The organism is Chloroflexus sp., from assembly GCF_034434295.1.
Classification (GTDB): domain Bacteria; phylum Chloroflexota; class Chloroflexia; order Chloroflexales; family Chloroflexaceae; genus Chloroflexus.
The window spans coordinates 1-24,271 of record NZ_DAOTZQ010000004.1; the positions used below are offsets into that span (position 1 = coordinate 1).

The following is a 24,271-nucleotide window of genomic DNA, read 5'->3' on the forward strand; positions in this document are numbered from 1 at the left end:
AGCCATGCTGCCGCACGCCACATGTCGCGACAAGCGCGTGACGAGCTGGCAAGGCCACCCTCCAGCGCGTGATGGCACGACCGGAGCTGCTCTCTACCAACAGGACAGGAGTGGGATAAACTGTCTTTGGTGATTGGCAAGCGCTCATGCACCTGGGCGATAGTCTGGTAGCACGTTAGCAAAGCTTTTATGAAATACAGTTCTACTACTTACCTATGAGGTTTGCCCTACAACCTATGCCCTGAAATACCTGCTACAAGCACATCCGTAGGAAGTCTGTAGAAAAGAGAGGAGGGTAGGTGAAGCCATTACCCTCGCCTACCCTGTCCTGTCAGAATACTACGGGTGTGCTCTGATTACATGCAGGCCGCCAGAATGTTATCCCTGGCATATCCAGCCTACTCTGCCACGTGGCTAAAGATGTCGGTCTCGGAGATAATTCCAACCGGCTCGCCATTCTCAAATACTGCCAGCCGGCGAATATTGCGCTCGACCATCAGCGCCGCGCATTCGGTAATCGGCGTATCCGGGCTGACACTTAGCAATGGCCGGCTCGTCAGATCACCGACGGTCAAACCATCGATGGCCCGACCCTCACGCACGACCTTCTTCAACACGTCGCGCATGGTCATAATGCCCCATTCGCCGCTCGCATCGGGTTTGACAATCACCGAATGGATGCCACGTCCACGCATATAGATCGACGTCTCGCGGAGCGAGGCTTCCGCCGGTACCGCCACTACCGCCCTCGTCATCACCGCACCAACACTGCCGTGCGGGTAAACGCAGCCATCGGCGCGGCGCAGAATCTCAGGGCCGAAGGTCGGAGTGGGATGCGGCACATCGCCGGCAACGATCTTCTCCATATTGGTGATAATCAGGCTGGCAAACTCCGAGGTCTTCACCTCGCGCGCCCCCTCCATCAGACGGGCAAAGTCGTATGTCACCGTCTTGTCGGCAATGGTGCGCTCGAGGCCGGCAATAATCAGATCGGCGGCTTCCGTCCAGCCCATATAGCGCAGCATCATCTCACCCGACAGAATGACTGAGCCGGGGTTGACTTTGTCGAGATCGGCATATTTTGGTGCCGTGCCGTGGGTGGCCTCGAAGATAGCGTGACCGGTGACGTAATTGATATTACCGCCAGGGGCGATCCCGATACCACCGACCTGGGCCGCGAGGGCGTCAGAGAGGTAGTCGCCGTTGAGGTTTGGCGCAACAATCACATCAAACTCGTCGGGGCGGGTCAGCACCTGCTGGAAGATAATGTCGGCAATGGCATCCTTGACCAGAATCTTACCGGCGGCCAGCGCCTCTTTCTGCTCGGCATTCGCCGCTGCTTCACCCCGCGCAGCCTTCGTGCGCTCCCATTGTGCCCACGTGTAGACATAATCACCAAAGGCCCGCTCAGCATGTTCATAGGCCCAATCGCGGAAAGCGCCCTCGGTAAACTTCTGAATATTCCCCTTGTGCATCAGGGTAATGCTCTTGCGCTTGTAGGTAATGGCGTACTGAATAGCCGCTGCCATAATGCGCTCGGTACCGATGCGGCTGATTGGCTTGATACCGATGCCAACCTCGATCTTCCCTTCCGGTTCTTCGCCGATCAGTTGGCGGAATTCATCGGTCTTTTCAGGCGTGCCGAAGCGAATCTTGTCGAAATCCTTCGGAAATTCACGCTGCAAAAATGCGATGATCTTCGCCGCTTCTTCGCTACCGCCGCGATACTCGATGCCGGTGTAGACATCCTCGGTGTTCTCGCGGAAGATGACCATATCAACCTTCTCCGGGTGCTTGACCGGCGAAGGCACACCGGCAAAGTGGCGAACCGGACGCTGGCAGACGTAGAGATCGAGATGCTTGCGCAAAGCAACGTTCAGCGAGCGAATACCTCCGCCGACTGGGGTTGTCAATGGGCCTTTAATCCCAACCAGGTATTTTTGAAATGTCTCAATTGTCTCGTCGGGGAGCCAGTTACCGGTCTCGTGGAAGGCTTTTTCGCCTGCCAACACCTCAAGCCACTCGATCTTGCGCTTTCCGCCGTAAGCCAGCGCAACCGCCGCGTCGAAGACACGTACACTTGCCCGCCAGATGTCACGTCCGGTACCGTCACCTTCTACGAACGGAATGATCGGATGATCGGGTACTTGCAAGCGCCCGTTGCTGATTTGAATGGCTTCGCCTGCTGGCGTCGGTTTCATGGTTACTCTCCTTAAACATGCCTTACAATAGATTGCGGCCTGTATTATAGCCGACAATCGCTGTCTTAACCACTATACACCATGCGATATAATCCCGTTCCGCTGCCCGACATCTGCCCATCTCCTGCACTAAATTCATGTATATCCGGTATCATGATCATTGCCGGTCGATCTACATCCATCTCATATTATTACTTGCAAAGGTTTTGCGATTTGTTGCACGAAGAATTTTCATAGTTCGTGCTGATTGACACAACCTTGAAGACAGGTATAATTCCTTTGACACCGCCATCCGCGTTGGTAGGTTCTGCGATTGCACGCTGAGAGGCCGTCTATGCTTGAATCATATGTTCCGGTACTGATCTTGTTTCTCATCGCCGTCTTCATTGCTGCGTTCGTGATCACGTTGTCTGCCCTTCTCGGCCCGCGTCGCAGCACGCCACGCAAATTGGCGCCCTACGAGTCGGGTATGGATCCGGTTGGGCCGGCAATCCGCCGCATTCCGGTGAAATTTTATGTGGTAGCGATGCTCTTCATCGTCTTCGATATTGAGGTGGTGTTCTTTTACCCGTTCGCGCTGGTGTTTCGTCAGCTCGGCCCTGCCGGTCTGGCTGCCATGGGAATCTTTTTCCTGGTGCTGCTTGTCGGCTTTGTCTATGAATGGAAGAAAGGGGCGTTGCGATGGGAATAGAGGAGAAGGCTGGTAATCTTGGGATTGTGACCACAACGCTCGAGACGGTTGTCAATTGGGGCCGGACAAATGCGATGTGGCCCTTGCTGTTTGGGCTGGCTTGTTGTGCTATCGAGATGATGGGGGCGCAGGCGAGTAATTACGACCTCTCGCGCTTTGGTATGGAATTGAACCGCGCTTCGCCTCGTCAGGCCGATCTAATGATTGTTGCCGGGCGTGTGTCGCGGAAGATGGCGCCGGTTGTGCGTCGCCTGTACGATCAGATGCCCGAACCTAAGTGGGTGATTGCGATGGGTGATTGCGCCGCCTGTGGTGGTATCTTCAACAACTACGCCATCGTCCAGGGGGTTGATGAGGTGGTTCCGGTTGATGTCTATGTCGCCGGTTGTCCGCCTCGTCCTGAAGCCTTAATCGATGGCATCATGATGCTGCATCAAAAGGTGATGCGCGAGAAGATCAGTGGCAAGAAGGAATCTCCCATCCGCATTGATCAGCCGCTTGTGCAGGTGGAGTAGTATGGATAATCAAACGGTGCTTGCTGCATTACGTGAACGGTTTGCTTCCGAGCTTCTGGCTGTCAGTGAGTTTCGGGGCGATCTGAGTCTGACCTTCACGCCCAAGGGTTATCTGGCGGCGGCTCAGTTTTTGCGCGATGATCCTGCTCTTGCCTATACGTTCCTGGAAAATCTTTGTGGGGTTGATTATCTCGGACGCAAGCCGCGCTTTGAAGTGGTCGCGCATCTGACCAGTATGCGCCATCGTCATCGTGTGTGTTTGAAAGTCGGTTGTGATGAGCCTGAACCAACAGTGCCGTCGCTGACGCCACTCTTCCCTACGGCCAATTATCAGGAACGCGAGACGTTCGATCTGCTTGGCATTCGGTTTGACGGCCATCCGTCGCTGACCCGCATTTTGTTGCCAGATGATTGGGTCGGCCATCCGCTCCGCAAGGATCATCCGCTTGGCGATGAAGAGATTGCGTTTACGTTCAATCAGGAACGTATTTACGCTCGTAAGCCGTTCGTGAGGGAGTAGCCGCGTATGACCGAACCGATCACTGTACCTACACCGCAGCAGATCATTGAGCCGGCTGTGGCTGGACGCACCGAGACGATGGTGCTGAATATGGGGCCGCATCATCCCAGTACCCACGGTGTGCTGCGGCTTGTGCTGGAACTTGACGGTGAGGTGGTGGTGAATGTCGCGCCTGACGTTGGCTACCTCCATACCGGCATTGAAAAGACGATGGAGAGCAAGACGTACCAGAAGGCGGTTGTGTTGACCGACCGGATGGACTATCTGGCTCCGCTCTCCAATAATCTGTGTTATGCTCTGGCAGTCGAGAAGCTGCTCGATGTCGAGATTCCAGAGCGTGCCCAGATTGCACGGGTATTGCTCACCGAGTTGCAGCGTATTTCATCACACCTGGTCTGGCTTGGTACCCACGCTCTTGATCTGGCAGCGATGAGTGTCTTTCTCTACGCTTTCCGCGAACGCGAGCAGATTCTCGATATTTTCGAGCTGGTCTCCGGGGCACGCATGATGACCAGCTATTTTCGGATCGGTGGCCTGGCCTACGATCTGCCCTCCGATTTTATCCCAACGGTCGAGCAGTTCCTCGCTGTTATGCCATCGCGGATTGATGAGTACGAGGATTTGCTCACTGCCAACCCACTCTGGCTCGAACGAACTGTTGGGGTTGGTGTCATTGATGCGCAATCGGCGATTGCGCTGGGCCTGACCGGTGCCAATCTGCGGGCCACCGGCGTTGCGTATGATGTGCGCAAGGCGATGCCCTACAGCGGCTATGAGACCTACTCGTTTGAGATTCCGGTTGGCAAGAATGGCGATATTTACGACCGTTATCGGGTGCGTATTGCCGAGATGCGTCAGAGTGTGAAGGTTGTGCAGCAGGCAACCGAGCGTTTGCGTGAGTTGGGGCCTGGCCCGGTTGTGACCTCGAATCGGAAGGTTGCCCCACCGCCAAAGCGCGAGATTACCGAGAGTATGGAGTCGCTTATCCATCACTTCAAGTTGTGGACAGAGGGCTTCAAGCCGCCACGGGGTGATGCCTACGTGAGCATCGAGTCGCCGCGTGGTATTCTGGGCTGTTATGTCGTAAGTGATGGTAGTCCGAAACCGTGGCGTGTTCACTTCCGGGCGCCATCGTTTATCAATTTGCAGAGTCTGGCTCATATGGCGAAGGGCCGGATGGTTGCCGATCTGGTCGCGTTAATTGCCAGCCTCGATCCGGTGTTGGGTGAGGTTGATCGCTAACCGACTATCATACTGCGGAGGAAAACGTGACTCTGCTCGAAACACATCAGGCTGAGATTGAGGCAATCGTGGTGCGCTACGCCAGTAAGCGTAGTGCCGTGTTGCCGTTGTTGTATCTCGCTCAGGACACCTACGGCTATCTGACCGATGAGGCGATTCGGGAAGTGGCGACCCTCCTCGATCTGCCGCCAACCGATGTCTACGAGGTGGTTGGCTTTTATACTCTCTTCTACAATCGCCCGGTAGGTATCTGGGTGTTGCAGGTCTGCGATGACGTTCCCTGTTGTTTCTGCGGTGCCGAGGAGTTGATTACTGCCTTGAAACAGGCGCTCGGTATTCGCGAGGAAGAGACGACTGCCGATGGGATGTTTACCCTCCAGCGTGTCAAGTGTCTGGCGGCATGTGATCGGGCACCAGTGTTGCAGGCCAATCTTGATTATGTGTACGATGTTACTCCCGAACGGGTCGACGTGTTACTCAACAACCTGCGCGAACGTGCCGCCGAAGCCCGCAAGCGGGGGGTGAGTGGTCGTTTCGCTGAAGATTATGAATTTACCCGTGATGGCCGTCTGGTGCAGATTGAACGGTTTTCACCCTACCGGCCACGTGAGTTTGTGACCGAACCACCAGTCACTGAGGTTACGCCACCGCCGGCGGTGGCATCAGAGGCTGAATCTGGTATAGATCGCCCGGAAACCCGGAAGGCCTCGCCGCTGTGATGATGCGCCGGATGTTCGCCATTTGGTGCGCTAGAAAGTTGGGTTCGATGGGGCTGAGTGAACATATTGTGATGCGGGAACTCGATATTCCCGATATTTCCGACTTTGCCGTTTATCGCCGTCATGGTGGTTGGGAAGCCTATCGCTACGCTCTGACCGAGAAGACTCCAGCCGATATTGTACAGATGGTAAAGGACTCTGGCCTGCGTGGGCGCGGTGGGGCCGGCTTTCCCACCGGGGTAAAGTGGGGTTTCCTGCCCAAAGGTGTCTACCCGCGGTACCTGCTCTGCAATTGCGATGAGTCTGAACCGGGAACGTTCAACAATCATCAGATTATTGATAAAAATCCCCATCAATTAATTGAAGGGGTAGCATTGTCGGCCTATGCGATTGAAGCTAACACGGCCTATATCTACATGCGCGGTGAATTTGCCGCCGCTGCCCGCACCCTGGAACGGGCCATTGCCCAGGCCTATGAAGCCGGTTTTTTGGGTAAAAATATTTTCGGCACGGGGTTTGATCTCGATATTTATGTGCATCGCGGCGCTGGTGCCTACATCTGTGGCGAAGAGACGGCTTTGATGGAGTCGTTGGAGGGCAAGATTGGTCAGCCGCGTTTGAAACCGCCCTTTCCAGCGGTTGCCGGTCTGTACGGCAAACCGACGATTATCAACAATGTTGAGACGCTGGCCAATGTGCCGCGGATCGTCGAGAAGGGGGTGGCCTGGTATCGTTCACATGGCACCGACAAGAGTCCCGGTACCAAGTGCTTCTCACTCAGCGGCCATGTTAACCGTCCGGGAAACTATGAATTGCCGTTCGGTGTTCCGCTCCGCGAGCTGATCGAATCGCCGGAGTACGGTGGTGGGATGAAGGGCGGCCGTCCGGTAAAGATTATCATTCCCGGTGGTGCTTCTGCGCCATGGTTAACCGCCGATCATCTCGATGTACCGCTCGATTACGAAAGTGTCGCGGCTGCCGGTTCGATGCTCGGTTCAGGTGCCGTGATTGTCTTGAACGATACCGTTTCAGCACCGCATGTTGCGTATAAAATGGACGAGTTCTTCAAGCACGAGAGCTGCGGCAAGTGTACGCCGTGTCGCGAAGGTACTTATTGGCTGGTACGCACGCTCCACCGTATGGTCGAAGAGGGGCATGCCACTTCTGCCGATATTGATACTCTACACAGTATTTATCGCCAAATGGCCGGCAATTGCTTCTGCCTGCTCGGCGAGAGTGCAGTCATGCCGATCAAGAGTGCATTGCAGCTCTTTCCCCACGAGTTTGAGGCATTGGTCAAGCGGAGTAGCAGCCGTAACGGTCATCATATTCCGCTCGCCGTCCATCGCTAGCCAGATCAACCGTCAGTACGCCGCAGTGTGTCGGTGTGCGTCGTAGAACAGGGTAACGTGCAATGCCAGATGTGACGCTTACCATTGATGGAGTGCAGGTAACTGTACCTGCTGGTACCAATATTGTTGATGCTGCCCGCCAGGCAGGGATTGCCATCCCGGTCTTTTGTTACCATCCCCGCATGAAGCCGGTGGGCATGTGTCGTATGTGCCTGGTGCAGGTTGGAACGCCGAAGGTTGATCCGGCCACCCGCCAGCCGGTGCTCGATGCCAATGGCCAGCCGGTGATCGCGATGATGCCGAAGTTGCAGACCGCCTGCACAACACCGGTCAGTCCAGGGATGGTCGTCAAGACCACCACCGAAGAGGTGAAGTTTGCCCAGCGTGGCATTCTTGAGTTCCTCCTCACCTCTCACCCACTCGATTGTCCGGTGTGTGATAAGGGTGGCGAATGTCCGTTGCAAAATCTGACTATGGGCTGGGGTCCGGCCGTCTCGCGCTTTGACTACAACGATAAAATGCATTTCGAGAAGCCGGTCAAGCTGGGCGATCTCATCTATCTCGACCGTGAACGCTGTATTCTCTGCGGTCGTTGTGTGCGTTTCCAGGATGAAATTGCCGACGATCCGGTGCTTGGCTTCGATAATCGTGGCCGCAACTGGATGATTATCTCAAAGTCGGATCCACCGTTCAACAGTAAGTTTTCCGGCAATACGACCGATATTTGTCCGGTCGGCGCTTTGACCAGCAGCGATTTTCGGTTTAAGGCTCGCGTGTGGGAATTGCAGAGCAAGCCGGTTGTCTGTACGCTGTGCCCGGTTGGTTGTAACCTGAGCCTTGATATGCGTCACGACCGGCTGATGCGGGTGATGCCGCGCGAAAATGCGGCAGTAAACGATATCTGGATCTGTGATAAGGGCCGTTACGGCCATCGTTTTATCGAGTCGCCTGACCGGCTTACCACACCACTGATGCGCCGCAATGGTACGCTGGTGCCGGTAAGCTGGGACGAAGCGCTGGAGTTTGTGGCCGATCAGTTGACGATCATTCGGGCACGCCACGGTGGGCAGGCGCTGGCCGGCCTGGCTGGGCCACAGCTTAGCAACGAAGATTTGTATCTCTTCCAGAAACTGCTCCGTGAGCTGGGGAGCGAGAATATCGATACTGGCATTGGTGGGCCGGCTGCCCTGCCATCTGATGAGATCGGTGGCTGGCTTGCTCCTGGTCCGGCAACCGATCTGAGTCAATTGGGTGCCGGAACGATGGTGCTGGTGGTTGGTGCTGATCCTGAAGAAGAAGCACCACTCTATATGCTTCGCCTGCGGGGAATTGCTCAACGCGGTGGTAAGCTGGTTGTGGCCGGTCTGCGACCAACGAAACTTGAGCGATCGGCAAGCCGGGTAGTGCGCTACACTCCAGAGGGAGAGCTGGCCTTCGCTCAGGGTTTGCTCAAGGCTGCACTTGCCCAGGGGGTACACTCGCCACTGCTCGAACGCTTACCAGGTTGGGATACGTTGCGTTCAATGCTGGATCGAGTTTCGCTTACCGATCTGGCAGCAGCCTGCAATCTGACCGATGATGAGTTAACGCAGTTGGCTAAAGATTTTCTGTCTGCCGGCCAGAGCCTGATTGTCTACGGATGGGAAGCGCGTAGTGCGGGTTCGGCTCTCACCGAAATGCTGGCTGCGCTGATGCTGCTGAGCGAACGTGCCGGCACGGCCAATAACGGCATCATCGCCCTGCTGCCGGGTGGTAACAGCCGTGGTGCTATCGAGATGGGTGTTCGCCCTGATGCCGGTCCCGGCTATACCCCGCGCAAGCAGCGCGGCCTTGATGCCAACGGTATCTGGAACGCAGCTCAAGAGGGGAAGGTACGCGCAATCTGGCTGGCCGGGGTCGATCCGGCAGCGAAGCTCCCTGCAGCGCGGGCAGCACTCGCAGCGGCTGAATTTGTGGTTGTGCAAGACCTGTTCCTGACGGCCAGTGCTGAATTTGCCGATGTTGTCTTGCCGGCAGCCAGCGTTGCTGAACGGGAAGGTACCTATACCAATGCCGAACGGCGAGTACAACGTTCGCGGCAAGCCTGTACACCGGTTGGTGAAGCGCGACCTGACTGGCAGATCGTCGCCGCTGTGGCGCAGACACTGGCGATGGTGCCGATTGGTGGCGGGCGGAATGGGCCGATTCCGGTTACGACCGAGTCCTGGTCATATATCGTAGCTGCTGATGTCGCTGATGAAATCGCCGTTCAGGTGCCCGGTTATACTGGTGTAACCCACGCTGCGTTGGCTGCAACCGGTACCGGTGGCACCTGGGGACGCCAGTTCGACGATGCTTTCTACTATGATGGGACGAGCTACACCAATACCGAGGGAGTTGGTCTGGTATTGCCTGCACTAGTAGGGAAAGGGCAACTCCATCTGACATTCACCGGTGCCGTGACACGCTTTGCCGATGATCGGCCATTACTACTGCTCGAACAGGCACTGGCTTATGACGGTGATCGCCACCTCCGTGGCTCGAAGTTGCAAAATTTGATCCCGACCGGCTATGCTGCGATCAGCAGCGTGGATGCTGCAAAGCTGAACCTTCACAGCGGTGATCGGGTACGTCTGATCTCGTCCGCGGGCGAACTGGTGATACCGGCACGGGTATTGGCAGACTTGCCGGCAGGTATTGTCCTGTTGCCGGCTGGTCTGGCCGACGTTGTGGCTGCCGATATCGAGACCGGGCCACGGACACGGGTTAGTCTGGCTAAGGTGGTGATGGAATAACTGCACAGGCGTATCCGCCTGGAACATCCTGTCCGACGGATACGCATACAGGGAGCGTTTATGGATTGGCTCACCATTCTGATTATCGTTATCCAATGTTTTATCATCACGCTGGCTGTAACCACTGCCTTTGCCTATCTGACACTGTTTGAGCGGCGGATTCTGGCTCGCCTGCAAAATCGTGTGGGGCCAAACCGGGCCGGGCCGGCCGGATTTCTGCAACCGGCTGCCGATGCGGTCAAACTCTTCTTCAAAGAGGATATTGTGCCGGCAATGGCAGACAAGCCGGTTTATCTGCTCGCGCCAGCACTGGCGGTTATTCCGGCACTGATTATCTGGGCTGTCATCCCGTTTGGGTGTTTGAATTTGAACTGGGATTATCAGGCCTGTTACGATCCGGCACGTACCAATCTGTGGAATATCCTGCAAATTACCGATCTGAATATCGGTATCTTATATGTGTTGGCCGTGACCAGTATCGGCGTTTACGGCATAACCCTGGCCGGTTGGGCTTCAAACAATAAATATTCGATGCTCGGCGGGATCCGCTCGTCAGCGCAACTTATTTCATACGAACTGGCGTTGGGAACTGCTGTACTCAGTGTCGTCATGACGTATGGCACCTTCTCGACCCACGAGATCGTCACTCAGCAGCGGGGCTGGTTGTGGGGGATCATTCCGCAGTTACTTGGCTTTATGCTGTATATGGTGGCGGCGACGGCGGAAGTAGTGCGAGCTCCATTTGATCTGGTGGAAGCAGAGCAAGAGCTAACCGGTGGTTACAACACCGAATATGGTTCGATGAAGTTTGCACTCTTCTTCATGGCCGAATACATCAAGTTGATCGCCGTTTCTGCCCTGGCCGTCACCTTCTTCTTTGGCGGCTGGCACTTCCCCGGTCTCGATATTCTCGGTCGTGAAGTGACGGCACTGGCCGGGCCAGTGGCGGGCAGCATCGTGTTTGGGATCGTCTCGCTTGGTGCGTTTCTGCTCAAAGTGGTCATCTTCCTGTTCATCTCGGTTTGGGTACGCGCATCCTGGCCGCGCCTGCGCTACGACCGCTTGATGGATTTGGGCTGGAAATGGCTCCTACCGGTTGGTTTGCTCAATCTGGTTTACACTGCGGTGGTTATTGTGCTGATCCCGGATCGCGTTGTCCATTCATGGGTACTGTTTGGGTTAGGCGCATTGACAATTGCCATCGCTATTGGCTTCAATCGGACACCCAGGCCGGTCGATAATGTTACACTGGTCAACGACATTCAGATACCACAGGGGAATTGATCACAGCAATCGAATGAGCCTGCTATGCTGTAGCACCATTTGCCGGTAGCGATAAACAGGCACGATAGCTATAAAGCAACCTAACAATAGCAACTGTTCGTTCCCGGTATCATCCTTGTGGCGATAAGTACGTTACTTGCATTGACGTGAAACCGTTACGGCAGTCGAACAGGGTTGCCTGCTGAAAGGGAATGGCTCATGATCAAAGAACTGGTCAAAGGTTTAGGAACGACGCTGCGCTACATGTTCAAGCGGCCGGTGACGGTACAATACCCGGAAGTAAAACGGCCGGTGCGCGAGCGCTTTCGCGGCCGTCACGAGCTGAAGCGCTTCGCCAACGGTCAGGAGCGTTGTATTGGATGTGCGCTCTGCGCAGCAGCTTGCCCGGCTGACGCAATTCTGGTGGTACCGGCGGAAAATGATCCGCAGAATCCGCGTTCGCCTGGTGAGCGATATGCGGCCGTCTACGAGATCAATATGTTGCGCTGTATCTTCTGTGGCTACTGCGAAGATGCCTGCCCGACCAATGCCATTGTGTTGGAGCATCAGTACGAGTTGAGCTTCTACGACCGTCGGGCTGCCATCTATACAAAAGAGATGCTGCTGGTGCCACCAGATAAGGGACACGGCGATCCGCCACCGATTCTGGCTCAACTTAATCGCCAACCGAGTCCACCGGCAAAGATTGATCTGTAAACGCTGGCTGATACGGTTCTGATCCTGTTCGACGCCTACGGGCAAGCGGAGCGTAGCGTATGGAATTGATCCTGTTTTTGATAACCGCGCTGATCGCTATTACTGGCGCAGTTGCGATGCTGGTCTCGCGCAACGCAGTACACAGTGCATTGTTCTTACTGTTAAATTTTGCGGCAATCGCCGTACTCTTTTTGTTGTTAAACGCACCGTTTCTTTTTGCTATTCAGCTCACCGTCTATGCCGGTGCGATTATGGTGTTGTTCCTCTTCGTCGTGATGCTGTTAGGCGCTGAAAAAGTTGAAGATACGCCTGATCAGATTCCCTGGCAGCAGCCGCTAGCCTTGTTATTGGGTCTGGCTCTCCTGGTTATCTCGGTGGTGGTGGGTCTAGGTGGCGCAACAAATCCGCCGCCGGAGAGTGAAGCTCTGGCGCAGTTCAGCGATCCGCAGACTCTTGGGGCACTGCTGTTCACCGACTATCTGCTTCCGTTTGAGGTGACCGGCTTTATTTTGCTGATTGCCGTGATTGGTGTGGTGGTATTGAATCAGCGCGGGAGGAAGATCTGATGGTACCCACCTCGTATTACGTGTTGCTCAGCGCGATCTTATTTACGATTGGTGTGTTGGGTGTACTCCTGCGACGCAATGCGATTGTCGTGTTTATGGCCGTTGAATTAATGCTGAACGCTGCCAATCTGGCCTTAGTGGCGTTTGCACGTGAACGGTTAGGCGTTGAAGCACAAGTGATCGTCTTCTTTGTGATCACAGTTGCTGCTGCTGAGGTGGCGGTTGGTCTGGCGTTGTTGGTCTCCATCTTCCGCACCAAACGCACGGCAGACGTGGATGAAGTCAGTACATTGAAGGGCTAGCCGACCATGGAACTGTTGATCTGGCTTATTCCGCTGTTACCATTTATTGGTTTTCTGCTCAATGTCTTCGTCATTCGTCAGGAACGACAGGCCGGACTGGTGGCGAGTGGCATGGTGGCGGCAGCCTTCGTGATCACGTTGATCGCGGTGGGATTTCTGGCCGGTATGCCGCCAGAAGAGCGCCGTATTGTCAGCACTGCCTGGGAGTGGATCAATACCGGGAGCTTTCGGGTGCCGTTTGCGATCATGTTTGATCCGCTGACGGCGGTGATGGCATTGCTGATTACCGGTGTTGGGTCGCTTATCCATGTTTATTCAATCGGCTATATGCATGGTGATCCTCGGGTGGTGCGCTATTTTGCGTACCTCAATCTGTTTGTCACCATGATGCTCTTCCTGGTGATGGCGAACAACCTCCTGCTGCTCTTTCTCGGTTGGGAGGGGGTCGGTCTCTGTTCGTTCCTCTTAATCGGTTTCTGGTTCGAGCGCAAGACGGCCGGTGAGGCAGCAGTGAAGGCATTTGTTGTGAACCGCATCGGCGACGCTGCCTTCATTCTGGCGATGCTGGCAATCTTTACATACTTCGGCACGCTCAACTTCTACAGTGAGGAAGGTGGGGGGCTGGGTTTTCTCGAACGGGTGGGTGACATTGCCGGTTTGCGGATTGGCCCCGACTGGCAACCGATCTTTGTTAGTACGGCTATCTCTTTTCTGCTCCTGATCGGCGCGACCGGTAAGAGTGCGCAGTTTCCCCTCTTCGTCTGGTTGCCAGATGCGATGGCCGGCCCAACGCCGGTATCAGCCCTAATCCACGCCGCCACGATGGTAACCGGCGGTGTCTACCTGATGGCGCGTACCGAGCCGCTCTTCATTGCTTCCTTTACGACGCAAGATTGGGTGGCCTGGATCGGTGCGCTGACGGCATTGATTGCCGCTACAGCAGCCATGGCACAGTGGGATATTAAGCGCGTTCTGGCTTATAGTACAGTCTCGCAATTGGGGTTTATGGTGGCCGCCTGCGGGATGGGTGCCTATGTAGCCGCTATCTTTCACCTGTTAACTCACGGCATCTTCAAGGCATTGCTCTTCCTGGCTGCCGGTTCGGTTATTCACGGCACACACGACACCCAGGATATGCGGCGTATGGGTGGTTTGAAGGATACCATGCCGACCACCTTCCGCACCTATCTGATCGGTGCGCTGGCGCTGGCCGGCATCTTCCCCTTGGCCGGCTTCTGGAGTAAAGATGAGATTCTGGCCCACGCGGTTGCGCATGGTCATACGCCGATCTTTATCATCCTGTTCCTCACCTCACTCCTTACCGCCTTCTATATGGGGCGTCAGGTTGCGCTCATCTTCTTTGGCAAGCAGCGTGATCCCGGCTACCACCCGCACGAGAGTCCCCAGGTGATGACAGTTCCTCTGATTGTGCTGGCGGTAGGTGCTGTCATCGGTGGCGCAATGAACCTGCCGGTCTTGCACTGGCTCACTGATTGGCTCGAACCGGTGTTACACGAGGAGGCCGGCGAATTCAATCTCTGGCTGGCCCTGATCGCAACCCTGGGTGCAGTTGGAATGGGGTATCTGGGCTGGTGGATTTACACGACCAATGCAGCCAGGATCAAAATTGGTGGCAAAGACCCGGCGTATCGCTACAGCGGCGATATTTGGGAAGGGATGGAAGAGGCCTGGTACCTCGATCGGCTCTATCAGCGCACAGTGGTTGCCGGTTTTGAGCGATTAGCCGATTTTCTGGCCCGTGTATTCGATCCCCAGGGTGTCGATGGTCTGGTGATGGGAGTTGGACGCTTCTTCGGCGGCCTGGCCAATGCGATGCGCACCGTCCAAACCGGATATGTCCGCACCTATGCGCTGGTTTTCACCGTTGGTGTGCTGATCGTGCTTGGATTTATGCTCTGGGTTGCTCGCTAAGGACACGGGGTAGGCTGAAGTCGGGGATAGTGTGCAATCCGGTATCGGTGTAATCGCCCGCTGCTGGTATACGATGCAGAGTAACGGTGGGTTGTGAACTGTCGATGGGTCATATCTGATGAGCAATGATGGTTATCGGCGACACGGTGTATGAATGGTTGTCGCCGATAGCAACACTCAGACAACACTGGCTCTGCGATATGACTCGATTGAGGGAGGATTATGAATCAGCTAGGCTTTCCACTCCTCTCGCTCATTTTGTGGCTACCGACCGTCGGCGCGTTGGTGCTCTTGTTTGTACCACGCACCAATGACGAGCTGGCCCGCCGGGTGTCGCTGGTAACAATGATTATTGGTTTCTTGCTCTCGTTGCTGCTGCCGCTGCGCTTCGAGCCAAATCCCATGCAGATTGCGACCGTTGGTGCGCCACCGGTGATGCAATTCGTCGAAGAACTACCCTGGCTTCCAATTGTTGGCGCGACGTATAGTCTGGGGATTGATGGGATCAGTCTCTGGCTGGTGATGCTGACCACCTTTCTCGGCCCGATAGTGGTACTCTCAACCTGGGACTCGGTGCATAAAGATGTACGTAACTTCCAGATTCTGCTGCTCGTTCTCCAGACGGCCATGATCGGCGTCTTTATCGCTCAGGATCTGCTGTTGTTCTATCTTTTCTGGGAATTTACGCTCATTCCAATGACGTTTCTGATCGGTATCTGGGGGAGCCAGAATCGCATCTATGCCGCACGCAAATTCTTTCTCTATACGTTTGCCGGCTCGGTGCTCATGCTGCTGGCTTTAATCGCGTTGCACATTCTCTATCGTGATGCGATTACGGTAAGCGATCCCACTTTCCGCGGTACATTCAGTTTTGGTCAATTTGTGAGCGACCTGCGGGCCGGTCGGTTTACCCTCGATACCATTACGGAGCGGCTGTTATTTGGTGCCTTCTTTCTGGCCTTTGCGGTAAAAGTGCCGCTCTGGCCGTTCCATACCTGGCTACCTGATGCACACGTCGAGGCTCCAACTGCCGGTTCGGTGGTGCTGGCAGGTGTCCTGCTCAAACTGGGTGGCTACGGTATGATTCGTTACAATCTGACCCTCTTCCCGGCGGCGGCGCAGTGGGCTGCACCGGCACTGGCGATCCTGGCCGTGATTGGCATTATTTATGGGGCCGCGGTCGCCTTTGCGCAATCGGACATGAAAAAGCTGGTTGCTTACTCTTCGGTCAGTCATATGGGTTTTGTGGTGCTGGGCATCTTTGCCCTTAACGCAGAAGGCATTAGCGGTGCAGTATTGCAGATGGTCAACCATGGCCTTAGCACCAGTGCCCTCTTCTTGATGGTTGGTGTGCTCTACGAGCGCCGACACACCCGTGAACTGGCCGAATTTGGTGGATTGTGGAAGGTGATGCCGGTCTATGCAGCGTTTAGCTTGCTAGTTGCGCTTTCATCGGCTGGGTTGCCGGGATTAAACGGTTTTGTTGGCGAATTCACGATTATTACCGGTGCTTTCCGGTCGCCATTGCTGGGATGGGTCTATGTTGCCTTTGCAGTAGGCGGTGTGGTGCTGGCCGCAGCCTATTTGCTCAAACTCTTTCGGTCTGTCTTTATGGGTGAAGTCTCGCAGCCGGCTAATGCCAGTCTGCCTGACCTGAATCGCCGCGAATTAACGGCCTTCGCTCTGTTGAGTATTCCGATTGTGGTGATCGGAATCTATCCGGCGCTCTTCTTCGCAGGAATGCAGCACAGTGTAGCAGCGCTGGTAGCCGATTTAATGGCACAGGTGGCCGGGCGTTAAGGCTGGCAGGTGTTCATGTCAGTAGCCCAGGCGAGGAGGAGAAAGAATGGATTCATTGACGATCCCGCCGGTGGATCTTACATTGATGGCGCCGCTCTTAATAGTAGTGACGTGGGCGACCGCTCTATTACTGGTTGATACGTTTTTTATTCCAACCGGGCGCAAGAAGCTAACCGGCTACCTGGCGATTGCCGGGTTGGTTGTCGCAGGTCTGGCAGGATTACCGCTCTGGGGAGTAACAGGCAATACCTTCGGGGGCATGCTGCGGCTCGACCCGTTTGCCCTGACCCTGACCTGGATCTTTTTGCTGATCGGTATTCTCAGTATCGCGATGTCGCTCGAATACCTGCCCCGTCAGGATATTGAGCAGGGTGAATACTATCCATTGATCATGTTTGCGGTCAGTGGCATGATTCTCCTGGCCCAGGGTACCGATCTGATAGTACTCTTTTTGGGGATCGAGACGCTCTCGATCACGCTCTACATTCTGACCGGCTTTGCCTACCCGCGCCTGACCTCGGAAGAGGCGGCGATGAAGTATCTGGTGTTGGGTGCGTTCGCTGCCGGTTTCTTCGTGTACGGCATTGCCCTGATGTTTGGTGCTACCGGTTCGACGCGCCTGAGTGAGATTGGTGCCTACGCAGCCTCGCGTGGGCTGGGTGATCTGAATTTGACTCTGCTATTGGGTGGAGCAGCAATGGTGCTGATTGCCTTCTCGTTCAAGGTGGCATTGGCACCGTTCCACATGTGGACACCGGATGTGTATCAGGGTTCACCAACACCGGTGGCAGCATTTATGAGCGTGGGCACGAAAGGTGGTGCGCTGGCAGCGCTGGTACGTCTGTTGTTCGAGGGACTGCCGACGCTAAACGAATACTGGCTACCGGTACTGGCCGGTCTGACTGCGCTGACGATGGTGGTGGGTAATCTGGGGGCAGTTGCCCAAACCAACGTCAAGCGCATGCTGGCCTACTCTAGCATCGGGCACGCCGGCTACGTTACGCTCGGTGTAATGGTTGCCGGCGAACAGCGCGGGCCAGAGGCGTTTATCTTCTACATTCTCGTGTATGCGTTGAGTAATTTGGGCGCATTCGCTGTGCTGGTCGCGCTGGAGCATCAGGGTGAAGAGGCGTGGCGACTTGACGATTTTGCCGGTCTCTATCAACGGCAGCCGCTGCTGGCAGTTGCCATGGCCATCTTTATGTTCTCGCTGGCCGGTGTCCCACCGACTGCCGGCTTCATGGCAAAATTCTACGCCCTTACCGCAGCCTGGGAAGGTGGGCTGCCCTGGCTGGCTCTGGTCGGTGTCTTGACAAGCGCGATTGCAGCGTTCTTCTATCTGCGGGTCATTATTCGCATGTTCATGACCGAGCCAGAGGGTGAACCGGCTCCCGAACTCAACCGTGGTCTAACCATTGATATTGTCGTGGCGGCGATTGGCACAATTGCGATTGGTCTCATCCCGGCACCGGTATTTGCGTTGGTTGAGCGATCGCTGGTCGCGCTAGGGGGATAACGCAAAGGACAGCGATAGCAGCGAGGGGCAACCGCTGTGGTTGCCCCTCTTCATCATAACCTTCTTACTTAACCCAAGTTGCTACCTTTGTCTCCACAGAGACACGGAGGACACAGATGATGAGTATAGCTTGAGTTGCACCGTGAGGTGTGACATAGCGCGTCCGTGGAAACTGGCTGCTACCCAAACCGTTCATGCGGTTACGCCACGCGGTGTTGGGCGCAACGTCATGTTATTCATCCTGGCAGTCAGCCTCCGTGGTCTGCTCAGAGCATAGATGGCAACGTGAGTTACTTACTATCCCTGTCCCAACAAGAAATTGATCGTATCGATCAAGACCGGCGCCTCTACCGGCTCAGGAACGATGGCAATCGTCCAATCACTGGCGTAAGGTACCGACTGCAACTCATTCATCGGCAAGCCACTGACAATCACAATCGGCACATTTGCGGTTGTTTCATCTGCCCGCAGTCGTTCAATCACCTGTTCTTCGGGTGAGGCCAATGCTGGCATTGCAACAACAAACAGCGCCGGCAGCGCTGTGGGCAGCGTATCTGGGGTACAAATCGTCACGCGGAAGTCGTGCGCCGAGATCAGATCGGCCAACCGGCTAGCGGTTGTATTATCGGACGATACCACTGCAACCTCAACCATGCTCTCCTCCGCATTGTCGTGCGCACATTGTGTTCATTGTAGCATACCGGCGGGTGATCTGCTACTCTTCACCGCTACCGGGCACGACCACATTAAAGCCAGCATCAACATAATGGATTTCGCCGGTTACGCCGGCTGCGAGCGGCGAGCAGAGATACAGGGCGGCATTCCCTACATCTTCAATGGTGACATTGCGCCGCAGGGGGGCATATTCGGCGAAATGTTTGTGCAGGCTGCGGAAATTGGCAATACCACTGGCAGCCAGGGTGCGAATCGGGCCAGCGCTGATCGCGTTGACTCTGATCCCACGGGGGCCAAGACCGGCAGCGAGATAGCGCACGCTGGCTTCCAGCGCAGCTTTGGCGACACCCATCACATTGTAGCTGCCGATCACCTGGCGTGCACCGTGGTAGGTTAACGTCAGGACGCTGGCGTCAGGGGCAAAGATCGGTTCGGCGGCCTTGACCAGCGCGATCAGTGAGTACGCGCTAATCTCAAGTGCGATGCGGAATCCTTCGCGGGTTGTGTTCAGGATTGTGCCACTCAGCTCTTCTTTGTTGGCGAAGGCAATAGCGTGGACGAGAAAATCAATCTGACCAAATGTCTCGCGAGCCTGTTCAATCAAGGCTGTGATGTCTTCATCTCTGGATACATCACAGGGCACGATCAACGGCGAGTTGAGGCTTTCCGCCAATGGACGTACCCGCCGTTCAAGTGCTTCACCAAGGTACGTGAAACCGATAGTAGCTCCCTCGCGGTGTAGTGCCTGCGCAATCCCCCAGGCAATCGAGCGATCATTGGCTACGCCAAGGATCAGGCCCTTTTTTCCCTCCATCAGGCCCATGGTACATCCTCCATTATTGTGCTGTCTGGCAGCGTGCTTTCCTGAGCAAACGTTGCGTTGCCTCACTAGCGCGCCATCTTACCATACTTTGGCGGATAGCACTGTGGCGGGGCGAGGGGAATGGGTGAGATGGTGAGACTGGCCTGTCCTTCTACACCTTTCACCCGAAACCCTGATCACGATTAGCACCGTCTGGCGGGTGCGAGTGTGGCTTTTGCGCCCGGCCGGTTCGGTGCTGCGTGGGTGAGGGTACGATGATCAACCTATCGCCGATACATAGCAGGTAATATCAAATCTGGCAAACGTCATGACACACCGACCAGTATGCCCTGACTCTGCACCTGAACGATACTCTGCCGGACGCCAGTAAAGGCACGGCATGCCATGCCCCTACGCCGACGGCAACTCATCAGCGACTTGTCTGTGACACACTTGCAAATGCTTCAGCAGGAGGATCATACTGAACAGTGCATACTCCAGTTATACCCTGATGCTGCACCGCTAGATGGTGCGACACATGCGTCGCCTCTACGCCGATGACAACATGCGGGTGGCGCACCTCCACCCGCACACCGATACGGCATACGTTGCCCCTACGCCGATGACAACTCATCAGCGACTCGTCTGCGGGACACTCGCTAACGTTTCAGCATGAGGATCATACCGGAAAATGCACATTCCAGCTATACCCTGATGCTGCACCGCTGGATGGGGCGACGCATGCGTCGCCTCTACGCCACCGCTATGCATTACCCACCTGTCACGCTGCGTTAGGCCGGGCTGCACGCACTCTCTGTGGCGCAGGCTTCCAGCCTGCGTGGAGGCATCCTCTCTATCACCGGCAGGTGCTGGCCGTGGCCGCTGGTGCGCAGGCACGAACCTGGTATAACCAAACGTCTACACGCCGGTAGCGCATGCATGCCGGACCGACTCGATGATCGGCACGAGCACAGTCAGCTCCCCCGTGACCAGGATGGGGAACGGTATGCCCCGCGCCGGATCGTGAGCGCGGCTGGTGCGGCAGCCATGCTGCCGCACGCCAAATCCTGCGCCACGCACATGATGGGCGCGTAAGGCAACCCATTCAGCACGTGCTGGCACGGCTGGCGCTGTGCGCTGCCACCGGGCCAGTTGCCCACACCAGCACCAATGGCGATCATACCCGCTGAGACAGCCGTGGTTGACAGCAGTTGTGGGTAATGCATAGACGCCACCGCAGGGTTCATCAGGAGCATGGGTGCGGAGGGTGGAGAAGCTAGAATGCCCCTGGTCAGGCTGGCAAGGTATATCCGCGGTTGACCAATGCTTGCCGTTTGTCATTCCCTCGTTGCCTGTGCGAATCTGTTCTAGCGTCTGGAGATGACTTTCCGCAAGGCCGGGTACGGCTTGGATGCAGCAATGCGCCAGCCCACTCTCGCCATATGACAGGGCTGGCTGTTGTGGCTGCCTGGATTCAAGCGGGATTATTGTGGTGTGGTCCGCAAAACCGATCTGCGACAGCTACCAAAGCGTGACTATGCTCATGGTGCAGCCGTCTCTCGTTCCACAGCCGATTGACGGTGTGGATTTCTACTGTTGACAGTTCTTCTTATACCCTCTCCCAAAATGTGGTACGATGACCGTATTACGGCATATCAATTGTGATGTGCCGGATAGCCGGTGTGGAGAGGAGTCTATTTGTGAGTGTTGATGTGTTTTTTCGTCGGCTGGTCTGGTTGGGGTTGGTTGCCAGTCTGCTGTTAACCGCCTGTGGTGCACCATCCGGGCCGACTGTTGCCGGTTCGCCGACGACGAGTAATCCCCAAACGCCGCCGTCGCCGGTAGCTGGAGGTACGAGTGGTACTGTGCCGGCACCCGACGATGCAATTGCCCGAGTTGGTGAGGTGTTTATCTTGCAGCGCGATTTTGACCGGCTCTATTTGCCCGGTGCTGATGCGCAGAACCTGATCGACCAAATGATCGATGTCGAGCTGGTTGTACAGGCAGCTCTGGCCGAGGGGGTAACGGTTGATGAGGCTACCATTGACAGTCAGGTTGAGCAGTTGCGTCTCGCCCAGGCTGGAGGTGATGAAGCGCAATTTCTGACGTTTCTTCAGAGTAATAATATCGCTGACGAAGAAGAATTACGTCGGCTGCTGGGCCGGGATTTTCTCATCGAGCAGATGCTGCTCAAGCACACCACAGCAGAGCAGGTGCGCGCCCGTCATATTCTGGTAGCAGCTACCCCGGAGGAGGCTGAAAGCCGGAAGGCAACTGCCGAGGCCATCCTGGCTGAATTGCAGGGTGGTGCTGATTTTGCCGCGCTGGCAAGGGCACGATCTGATGATCCGGGATCGGCTGCGCAGGGGGGTGATTTAGGATGGGCACCGCACGGTGTCTACGTGCAGCCATTTGAAGATGCCATTTTTAGCATGCAGCCCGGTGAATTGCGCCTTGTGCAAACCGATTTTGGCTGGCATATTATTGAAGTAACCGAAGGCCCGGAAGTACGCTCGTTTACTGATCGGGCACTCCTGGAGACCCAGGCCGGTCAGGAGGCATTTAGTACGACCTTCCTGCCTTGGGTGGCAGAGCTGCGCAGTTCGGCTGAGGCGGCAGGTAAGATTGAGATTCTGGTTGATGTTGCTACGTTGACGCAGCAGTAGCTGGCGGGGTCTGACACGGAAGACACGGGGTATCGCGATGCCAATCATCTCGCGATACCCTTTGTTGTTGTGGGAACTGCTGTGCGTATTCGTTCATCATGATAAGTGAAGATATATCTGCTCTCGATGCAGGATGGCAGAAGAATGCCTGATGTCTGGCTACTGATCGGGATGGATAATGATAGACACGTTGCGTATTCTGCAGGGTAGAAAGGAGATCGCTCATGCAGCACCGTCTTTGGTTGTTGTGCTTGTTGGTTCTGGCCGGATGTGCAGCGGCGACAGTGCCACCTTCGCCAGTGTCATCACCGCTGTCATCCGCATCGCCAACCATTGTCGTAACCACGCCAACCAATAGTCCGCCCACTGCTGTGCCAACCCTCACCCCAACGGTAGCGGCTGCCTCACCGGTTGCTACGACTGTTCCGCCAACGCCAACGACAATTGCGCAACCGGATGTGGTTGTGCCGGCCTATCCCGCTGAAATCATGTTTCTGCGTAACGGCTCGCTGGTTGCGCTTGACCCAGCGAGTGGTCAGGAGCGCGTTCTGGCAAGCGGGGTGCGCGATTGGGCGGTTGATACGTCTGGTCGGCAGATTGCCATCGCTAATGATCAGGGTATCAGTATTGTGGATCGGGCGAGCAGTGCTGTGCGCAGTGTCGTGAGTAACCGCATCGCTCACGGGCTGAGCTGGACATCTGATGGATTGTCGCTTGCTTATGCAGCAGCATCTGAAGCACCGGTGTTGCCGTTTGATTGGGAGCGTTGGAGTCGCTGGTGCGCAGCTGCTACGGTGTACATCGTTGATCTTCCTTCCGCAACCGAGCGCACGATTGGCCCTGGCTGTGATCCGGTCTTTGCCTCGGATGGCCGGCGGCTGGCGTATGCAACGCCGCCAACGGCGCAACCTGACTTCCTTCCCTTCCCCGCTCAGACGAACGCGATTCAGTTGGTGAACCGGGCCGGTGCTAACGCATGGAACCCGGCGACGGCAGACGGATCACCCGATCAGGGTTATCTCGTTTACGCACCAGTTTGGTCACCCGATGCACGAGAGTTGGCTTATCAGCGGTTTCTCGGTTATCAGGCTCTTGTTGACATAAATCTGACAATAATTGCCGATAGTAGCACAGGTGGGGGTGAGCCGGTTCTGGCCGGGGCGGGCTGGCATCGGCCACCAGCGTTTGCGCCTGATGGTGAACGAGTAGCGATTGTCGAGTACAACTTTAGTGATGCGCGCGGATTTACCGGGTACGACATCTGGAAGCTGTATCTGGTTGAACTGCGTGGTGAGCGCATTGAGTTTTTGCCGGGTGGTGATCTGACGTTACGCGGTCAGTTGATCGCCCGGATGCCGCGGATTGTTGCTGCCACCTGGTCGCCTGACGGTAGTGCGCTGGCGGTGTTGGCTCCAGCAGCGTGGAATCCAACCGCCGATGCCAACACCCCCCTGTACGCCGAGGAAGCAATGGGAGAAATCTGGCAGCTCTTGCCCCAGGGTACCCCGCAACTGCGCCTGACGACTGCGGTGGATTATGTCAGTCCGTTGGTATGGGCACCAGCCGATCTGGTGACCGCCCAGACGGCAAGCGGGACGATCCGGTTTCCGGCTGATTGGGAATTGTTGCCGGTGGCGCAGGAATCTGATCTGATGGCAGCGGCCAACGGGCGATTTATCGGGCGGCGTACCGTCACTGACGCCTCGTTGCTGAGTGCGTCGGGTTGGGCGCAGACGGTTGCCGATTGGGTGACGGTGGCTGATGCCGAGTCGCCTTATCAGCTTCCCGATGGGAGTCAGCTTGTTGCGTTTAGAGGTCAGAGTTCTGATGGTAGCGTGATTGCCGGGGTTGTGCGGCTGACATCCACTGCGATCATTGTCAGTTTTGCACCACAGGCGGAATGGACAGACTATCGGGCAAGCGGGATTGCACTGGTCGTAGCAGCACGATAAGCTGGAGTGGGGAAGGGCGTGCTCCACACTGGTGGTCGTGCACCGTATTCCCGCCCCCCTCACCTC

At 56.0% G+C, this 24,271-nt stretch carries 19 protein-coding genes and 1 pseudogene; 16 read left to right on the forward strand and 4 right to left on the reverse strand.

All coding sequences use genetic code 11. The features are described 5' to 3' along the window. Nucleotides 1-398: 398 nt before the first annotated feature. A complete protein-coding gene (locus VAE57_RS18755) occupies nt 399-866 on the reverse strand; it encodes a cyclic nucleotide-binding/CBS domain-containing protein (RefSeq protein ID WP_416208418.1) in 468 nt (155 codons plus the stop codon). Then, nucleotides 864-2,201, reverse strand: a pseudogene (icd, locus tag VAE57_RS01025) (NADP-dependent isocitrate dehydrogenase); the annotation flags it as partial. The pseudogene icd and the gene VAE57_RS18755, both read right to left, overlap by 3 nt. A 334-nt stretch (nt 2,202-2,535) precedes the next feature. Here icd and VAE57_RS01030 point away from each other — a divergent pair. The 14 genes from VAE57_RS01030 (at nt 2,536) to VAE57_RS01095 (ending at nt 18,110) form a co-directional block, all read left to right on the forward strand. Further along, entirely contained in the window at nt 2,536-2,892 is a 357-nt protein-coding gene (locus tag VAE57_RS01030; RefSeq protein WP_322820061.1) for an NADH-quinone oxidoreductase subunit A, read from the forward strand. Continuing rightward, nucleotides 2,883-3,407 carry an NADH-quinone oxidoreductase subunit B family protein gene (locus tag VAE57_RS01035; RefSeq protein ID WP_322820062.1) on the forward strand — a complete coding sequence of 175 codons (525 nt, stop codon included), beginning with the start codon at nt 2,883-2,885 and terminating at the stop codon, nt 3,405-3,407. Before VAE57_RS01030 ends, VAE57_RS01035 begins: the two co-directional genes overlap by 10 nt. Nucleotide 3,408: 1 nt before the next feature. Beyond that, on the forward strand, nt 3,409-3,927 hold the full coding sequence (locus VAE57_RS01040; protein WP_322820063.1) for an NADH-quinone oxidoreductase subunit C: 519 nt from the start codon (nt 3,409-3,411) through the stop codon (nt 3,925-3,927). Between the two features lie 6 nt (nt 3,928-3,933). Beyond that, nucleotides 3,934-5,169 carry an NADH dehydrogenase (quinone) subunit D gene (gene nuoD / locus VAE57_RS01045; protein WP_322820064.1) on the forward strand — a complete coding sequence of 412 codons (1,236 nt, stop codon included), beginning with the start codon at nt 3,934-3,936 and terminating at the stop codon, nt 5,167-5,169. A 26-nt stretch (nt 5,170-5,195) separates the two neighbouring features. After that, nucleotides 5,196-5,888 carry an NAD(P)H-dependent oxidoreductase subunit E gene (locus tag VAE57_RS01050; protein ID WP_322820065.1) on the forward strand — a complete coding sequence of 231 codons (693 nt, stop codon included), beginning with the start codon at nt 5,196-5,198 and terminating at the stop codon, nt 5,886-5,888. A gap of 47 nt (nt 5,889-5,935) precedes the next feature. Then, nucleotides 5,936-7,240, forward strand: coding sequence for an NADH-quinone oxidoreductase subunit NuoF (gene nuoF / locus VAE57_RS01055; protein ID WP_322820066.1), 1,305 nt, complete (start codon nt 5,936-5,938; stop codon nt 7,238-7,240). Between the two features lie 62 nt (nt 7,241-7,302). Further along, nucleotides 7,303-10,014: an NADH-quinone oxidoreductase subunit NuoG gene (gene nuoG / locus VAE57_RS01060; protein WP_322820067.1), complete on the forward strand. Its 2,712-nt coding sequence runs from the start codon at nt 7,303-7,305 to the stop codon at nt 10,012-10,014. Nucleotides 10,015-10,074: 60 nt separating this feature from the next. Further along, nucleotides 10,075-11,298 carry an NADH-quinone oxidoreductase subunit NuoH gene (gene nuoH / locus VAE57_RS01065; protein ID WP_322820068.1) on the forward strand — a complete coding sequence of 408 codons (1,224 nt, stop codon included), beginning with the start codon at nt 10,075-10,077 and terminating at the stop codon, nt 11,296-11,298. Nucleotides 11,299-11,496: 198 nt separating this feature from the next. Beyond that, nucleotides 11,497-11,994, forward strand: coding sequence for an NADH-quinone oxidoreductase subunit NuoI (gene nuoI / locus VAE57_RS01070; protein WP_322820069.1), 498 nt, complete (start codon nt 11,497-11,499; stop codon nt 11,992-11,994). 59 nt (nt 11,995-12,053) lie between these two features. Continuing rightward, entirely contained in the window at nt 12,054-12,560 is a 507-nt protein-coding gene (locus VAE57_RS01075; protein ID WP_322820070.1) for an NADH-quinone oxidoreductase subunit J, read from the forward strand. Further along, nucleotides 12,560-12,862 (forward strand): NADH-quinone oxidoreductase subunit NuoK, encoded by a 303-nt coding sequence (gene nuoK / locus VAE57_RS01080; protein ID WP_012258758.1) that lies wholly within the window; start codon nt 12,560-12,562, stop codon nt 12,860-12,862. The genes VAE57_RS01075 and nuoK overlap by 1 nt, the downstream gene beginning before the upstream one ends. Nucleotides 12,863-12,868: 6 nt before the next feature. Next, the gene (nuoL, locus tag VAE57_RS01085) at nt 12,869-14,794 is read left to right on the forward strand and encodes an NADH-quinone oxidoreductase subunit L (RefSeq protein ID WP_322820071.1); all 1,926 of its coding nucleotides are present in this window, start codon (nt 12,869-12,871) and stop codon (nt 14,792-14,794) included. A 222-nt stretch (nt 14,795-15,016) separates the two neighbouring features. Further along, on the forward strand, nt 15,017-16,594 hold the full coding sequence (locus VAE57_RS01090; RefSeq protein WP_322820072.1) for an NADH-quinone oxidoreductase subunit M: 1,578 nt from the start codon (nt 15,017-15,019) through the stop codon (nt 16,592-16,594). Nucleotides 16,595-16,640: 46 nt separating this feature from the next. Further along, entirely contained in the window at nt 16,641-18,110 is a 1,470-nt protein-coding gene (locus tag VAE57_RS01095; RefSeq protein ID WP_322820073.1) for an NADH-quinone oxidoreductase subunit N, read from the forward strand. Between the two features lie 297 nt (nt 18,111-18,407). On the opposite strand, the gene VAE57_RS01100 is transcribed toward VAE57_RS01095, so the two are convergent. Then, nucleotides 18,408-18,764 carry a hypothetical protein gene (locus tag VAE57_RS01100; RefSeq protein WP_322820074.1) on the reverse strand — a complete coding sequence of 119 codons (357 nt, stop codon included), beginning with the start codon at nt 18,762-18,764 and terminating at the stop codon, nt 18,408-18,410. A gap of 61 nt (nt 18,765-18,825) precedes the next feature. Next, complete coding sequence (locus tag VAE57_RS01105) at nt 18,826-19,608, reverse strand: enoyl-ACP reductase FabI (RefSeq protein WP_322820075.1); 783 nt, start codon at nt 19,606-19,608, stop codon at nt 18,826-18,828. 1,679 nt (nt 19,609-21,287) lie between these two features. Here VAE57_RS01105 and VAE57_RS01110 point away from each other — a divergent pair. Together VAE57_RS01110 and VAE57_RS01115 are read left to right on the forward strand one after the other, a co-directional pair. Continuing rightward, a complete protein-coding gene (locus tag VAE57_RS01110; RefSeq protein ID WP_322820076.1) occupies nt 21,288-22,253 on the forward strand; it encodes a peptidylprolyl isomerase in 966 nt (321 codons plus the stop codon). Nucleotides 22,254-22,477: 224 nt separating this feature from the next. Next, on the forward strand, nt 22,478-24,205 hold the full coding sequence (locus VAE57_RS01115; protein WP_322820077.1) for a hypothetical protein: 1,728 nt from the start codon (nt 22,478-22,480) through the stop codon (nt 24,203-24,205). Nucleotides 24,206-24,271 lie beyond the last annotated feature (66 nt).

Excerpts from the sequence above, each read along its gene's own strand:
- VAE57_RS18755 (WP_416208418.1), bottom strand. The coding sequence starts at position 866 with ATGGAGAAGATCGTTGCCGGCGATGTGCCGCATCCCACTCCGACCTTC.
- VAE57_RS01030 (WP_322820061.1), top strand. The coding sequence starts at position 2,536 with ATGCTTGAATCATATGTTCCGGTACTGATCTTGTTTCTCATCGCCGTC.
- VAE57_RS01035 (WP_322820062.1), top strand. The coding sequence starts at position 2,883 with ATGGGAATAGAGGAGAAGGCTGGTAATCTTGGGATTGTGACCACAACG.
- VAE57_RS01040 (WP_322820063.1), top strand. The coding sequence starts at position 3,409 with ATGGATAATCAAACGGTGCTTGCTGCATTACGTGAACGGTTTGCTTCC.
- nuoD (WP_322820064.1), top strand. The coding sequence starts at position 3,934 with ATGACCGAACCGATCACTGTACCTACACCGCAGCAGATCATTGAGCCG.
- nuoF (WP_322820066.1), top strand. The coding sequence starts at position 5,936 with ATGGGGCTGAGTGAACATATTGTGATGCGGGAACTCGATATTCCCGAT.
- nuoG (WP_322820067.1), top strand. The coding sequence starts at position 7,303 with ATGCCAGATGTGACGCTTACCATTGATGGAGTGCAGGTAACTGTACCT.
- nuoH (WP_322820068.1), top strand. The coding sequence starts at position 10,075 with ATGGATTGGCTCACCATTCTGATTATCGTTATCCAATGTTTTATCATC.
- nuoI (WP_322820069.1), top strand. The coding sequence starts at position 11,497 with ATGATCAAAGAACTGGTCAAAGGTTTAGGAACGACGCTGCGCTACATG.
- VAE57_RS01075 (WP_322820070.1), top strand. The coding sequence starts at position 12,054 with ATGGAATTGATCCTGTTTTTGATAACCGCGCTGATCGCTATTACTGGC.
- nuoK (WP_012258758.1), top strand. The coding sequence starts at position 12,560 with ATGGTACCCACCTCGTATTACGTGTTGCTCAGCGCGATCTTATTTACG.
- nuoL (WP_322820071.1), top strand. The coding sequence starts at position 12,869 with ATGGAACTGTTGATCTGGCTTATTCCGCTGTTACCATTTATTGGTTTT.
- VAE57_RS01090 (WP_322820072.1), top strand. The coding sequence starts at position 15,017 with ATGAATCAGCTAGGCTTTCCACTCCTCTCGCTCATTTTGTGGCTACCG.
- VAE57_RS01095 (WP_322820073.1), top strand. The coding sequence starts at position 16,641 with ATGGATTCATTGACGATCCCGCCGGTGGATCTTACATTGATGGCGCCG.
- VAE57_RS01100 (WP_322820074.1), bottom strand. The coding sequence starts at position 18,764 with ATGGTTGAGGTTGCAGTGGTATCGTCCGATAATACAACCGCTAGCCGG.
- VAE57_RS01105 (WP_322820075.1), bottom strand. The coding sequence starts at position 19,608 with ATGGGCCTGATGGAGGGAAAAAAGGGCCTGATCCTTGGCGTAGCCAAT.
- VAE57_RS01115 (WP_322820077.1), top strand. The coding sequence starts at position 22,478 with ATGCAGCACCGTCTTTGGTTGTTGTGCTTGTTGGTTCTGGCCGGATGT.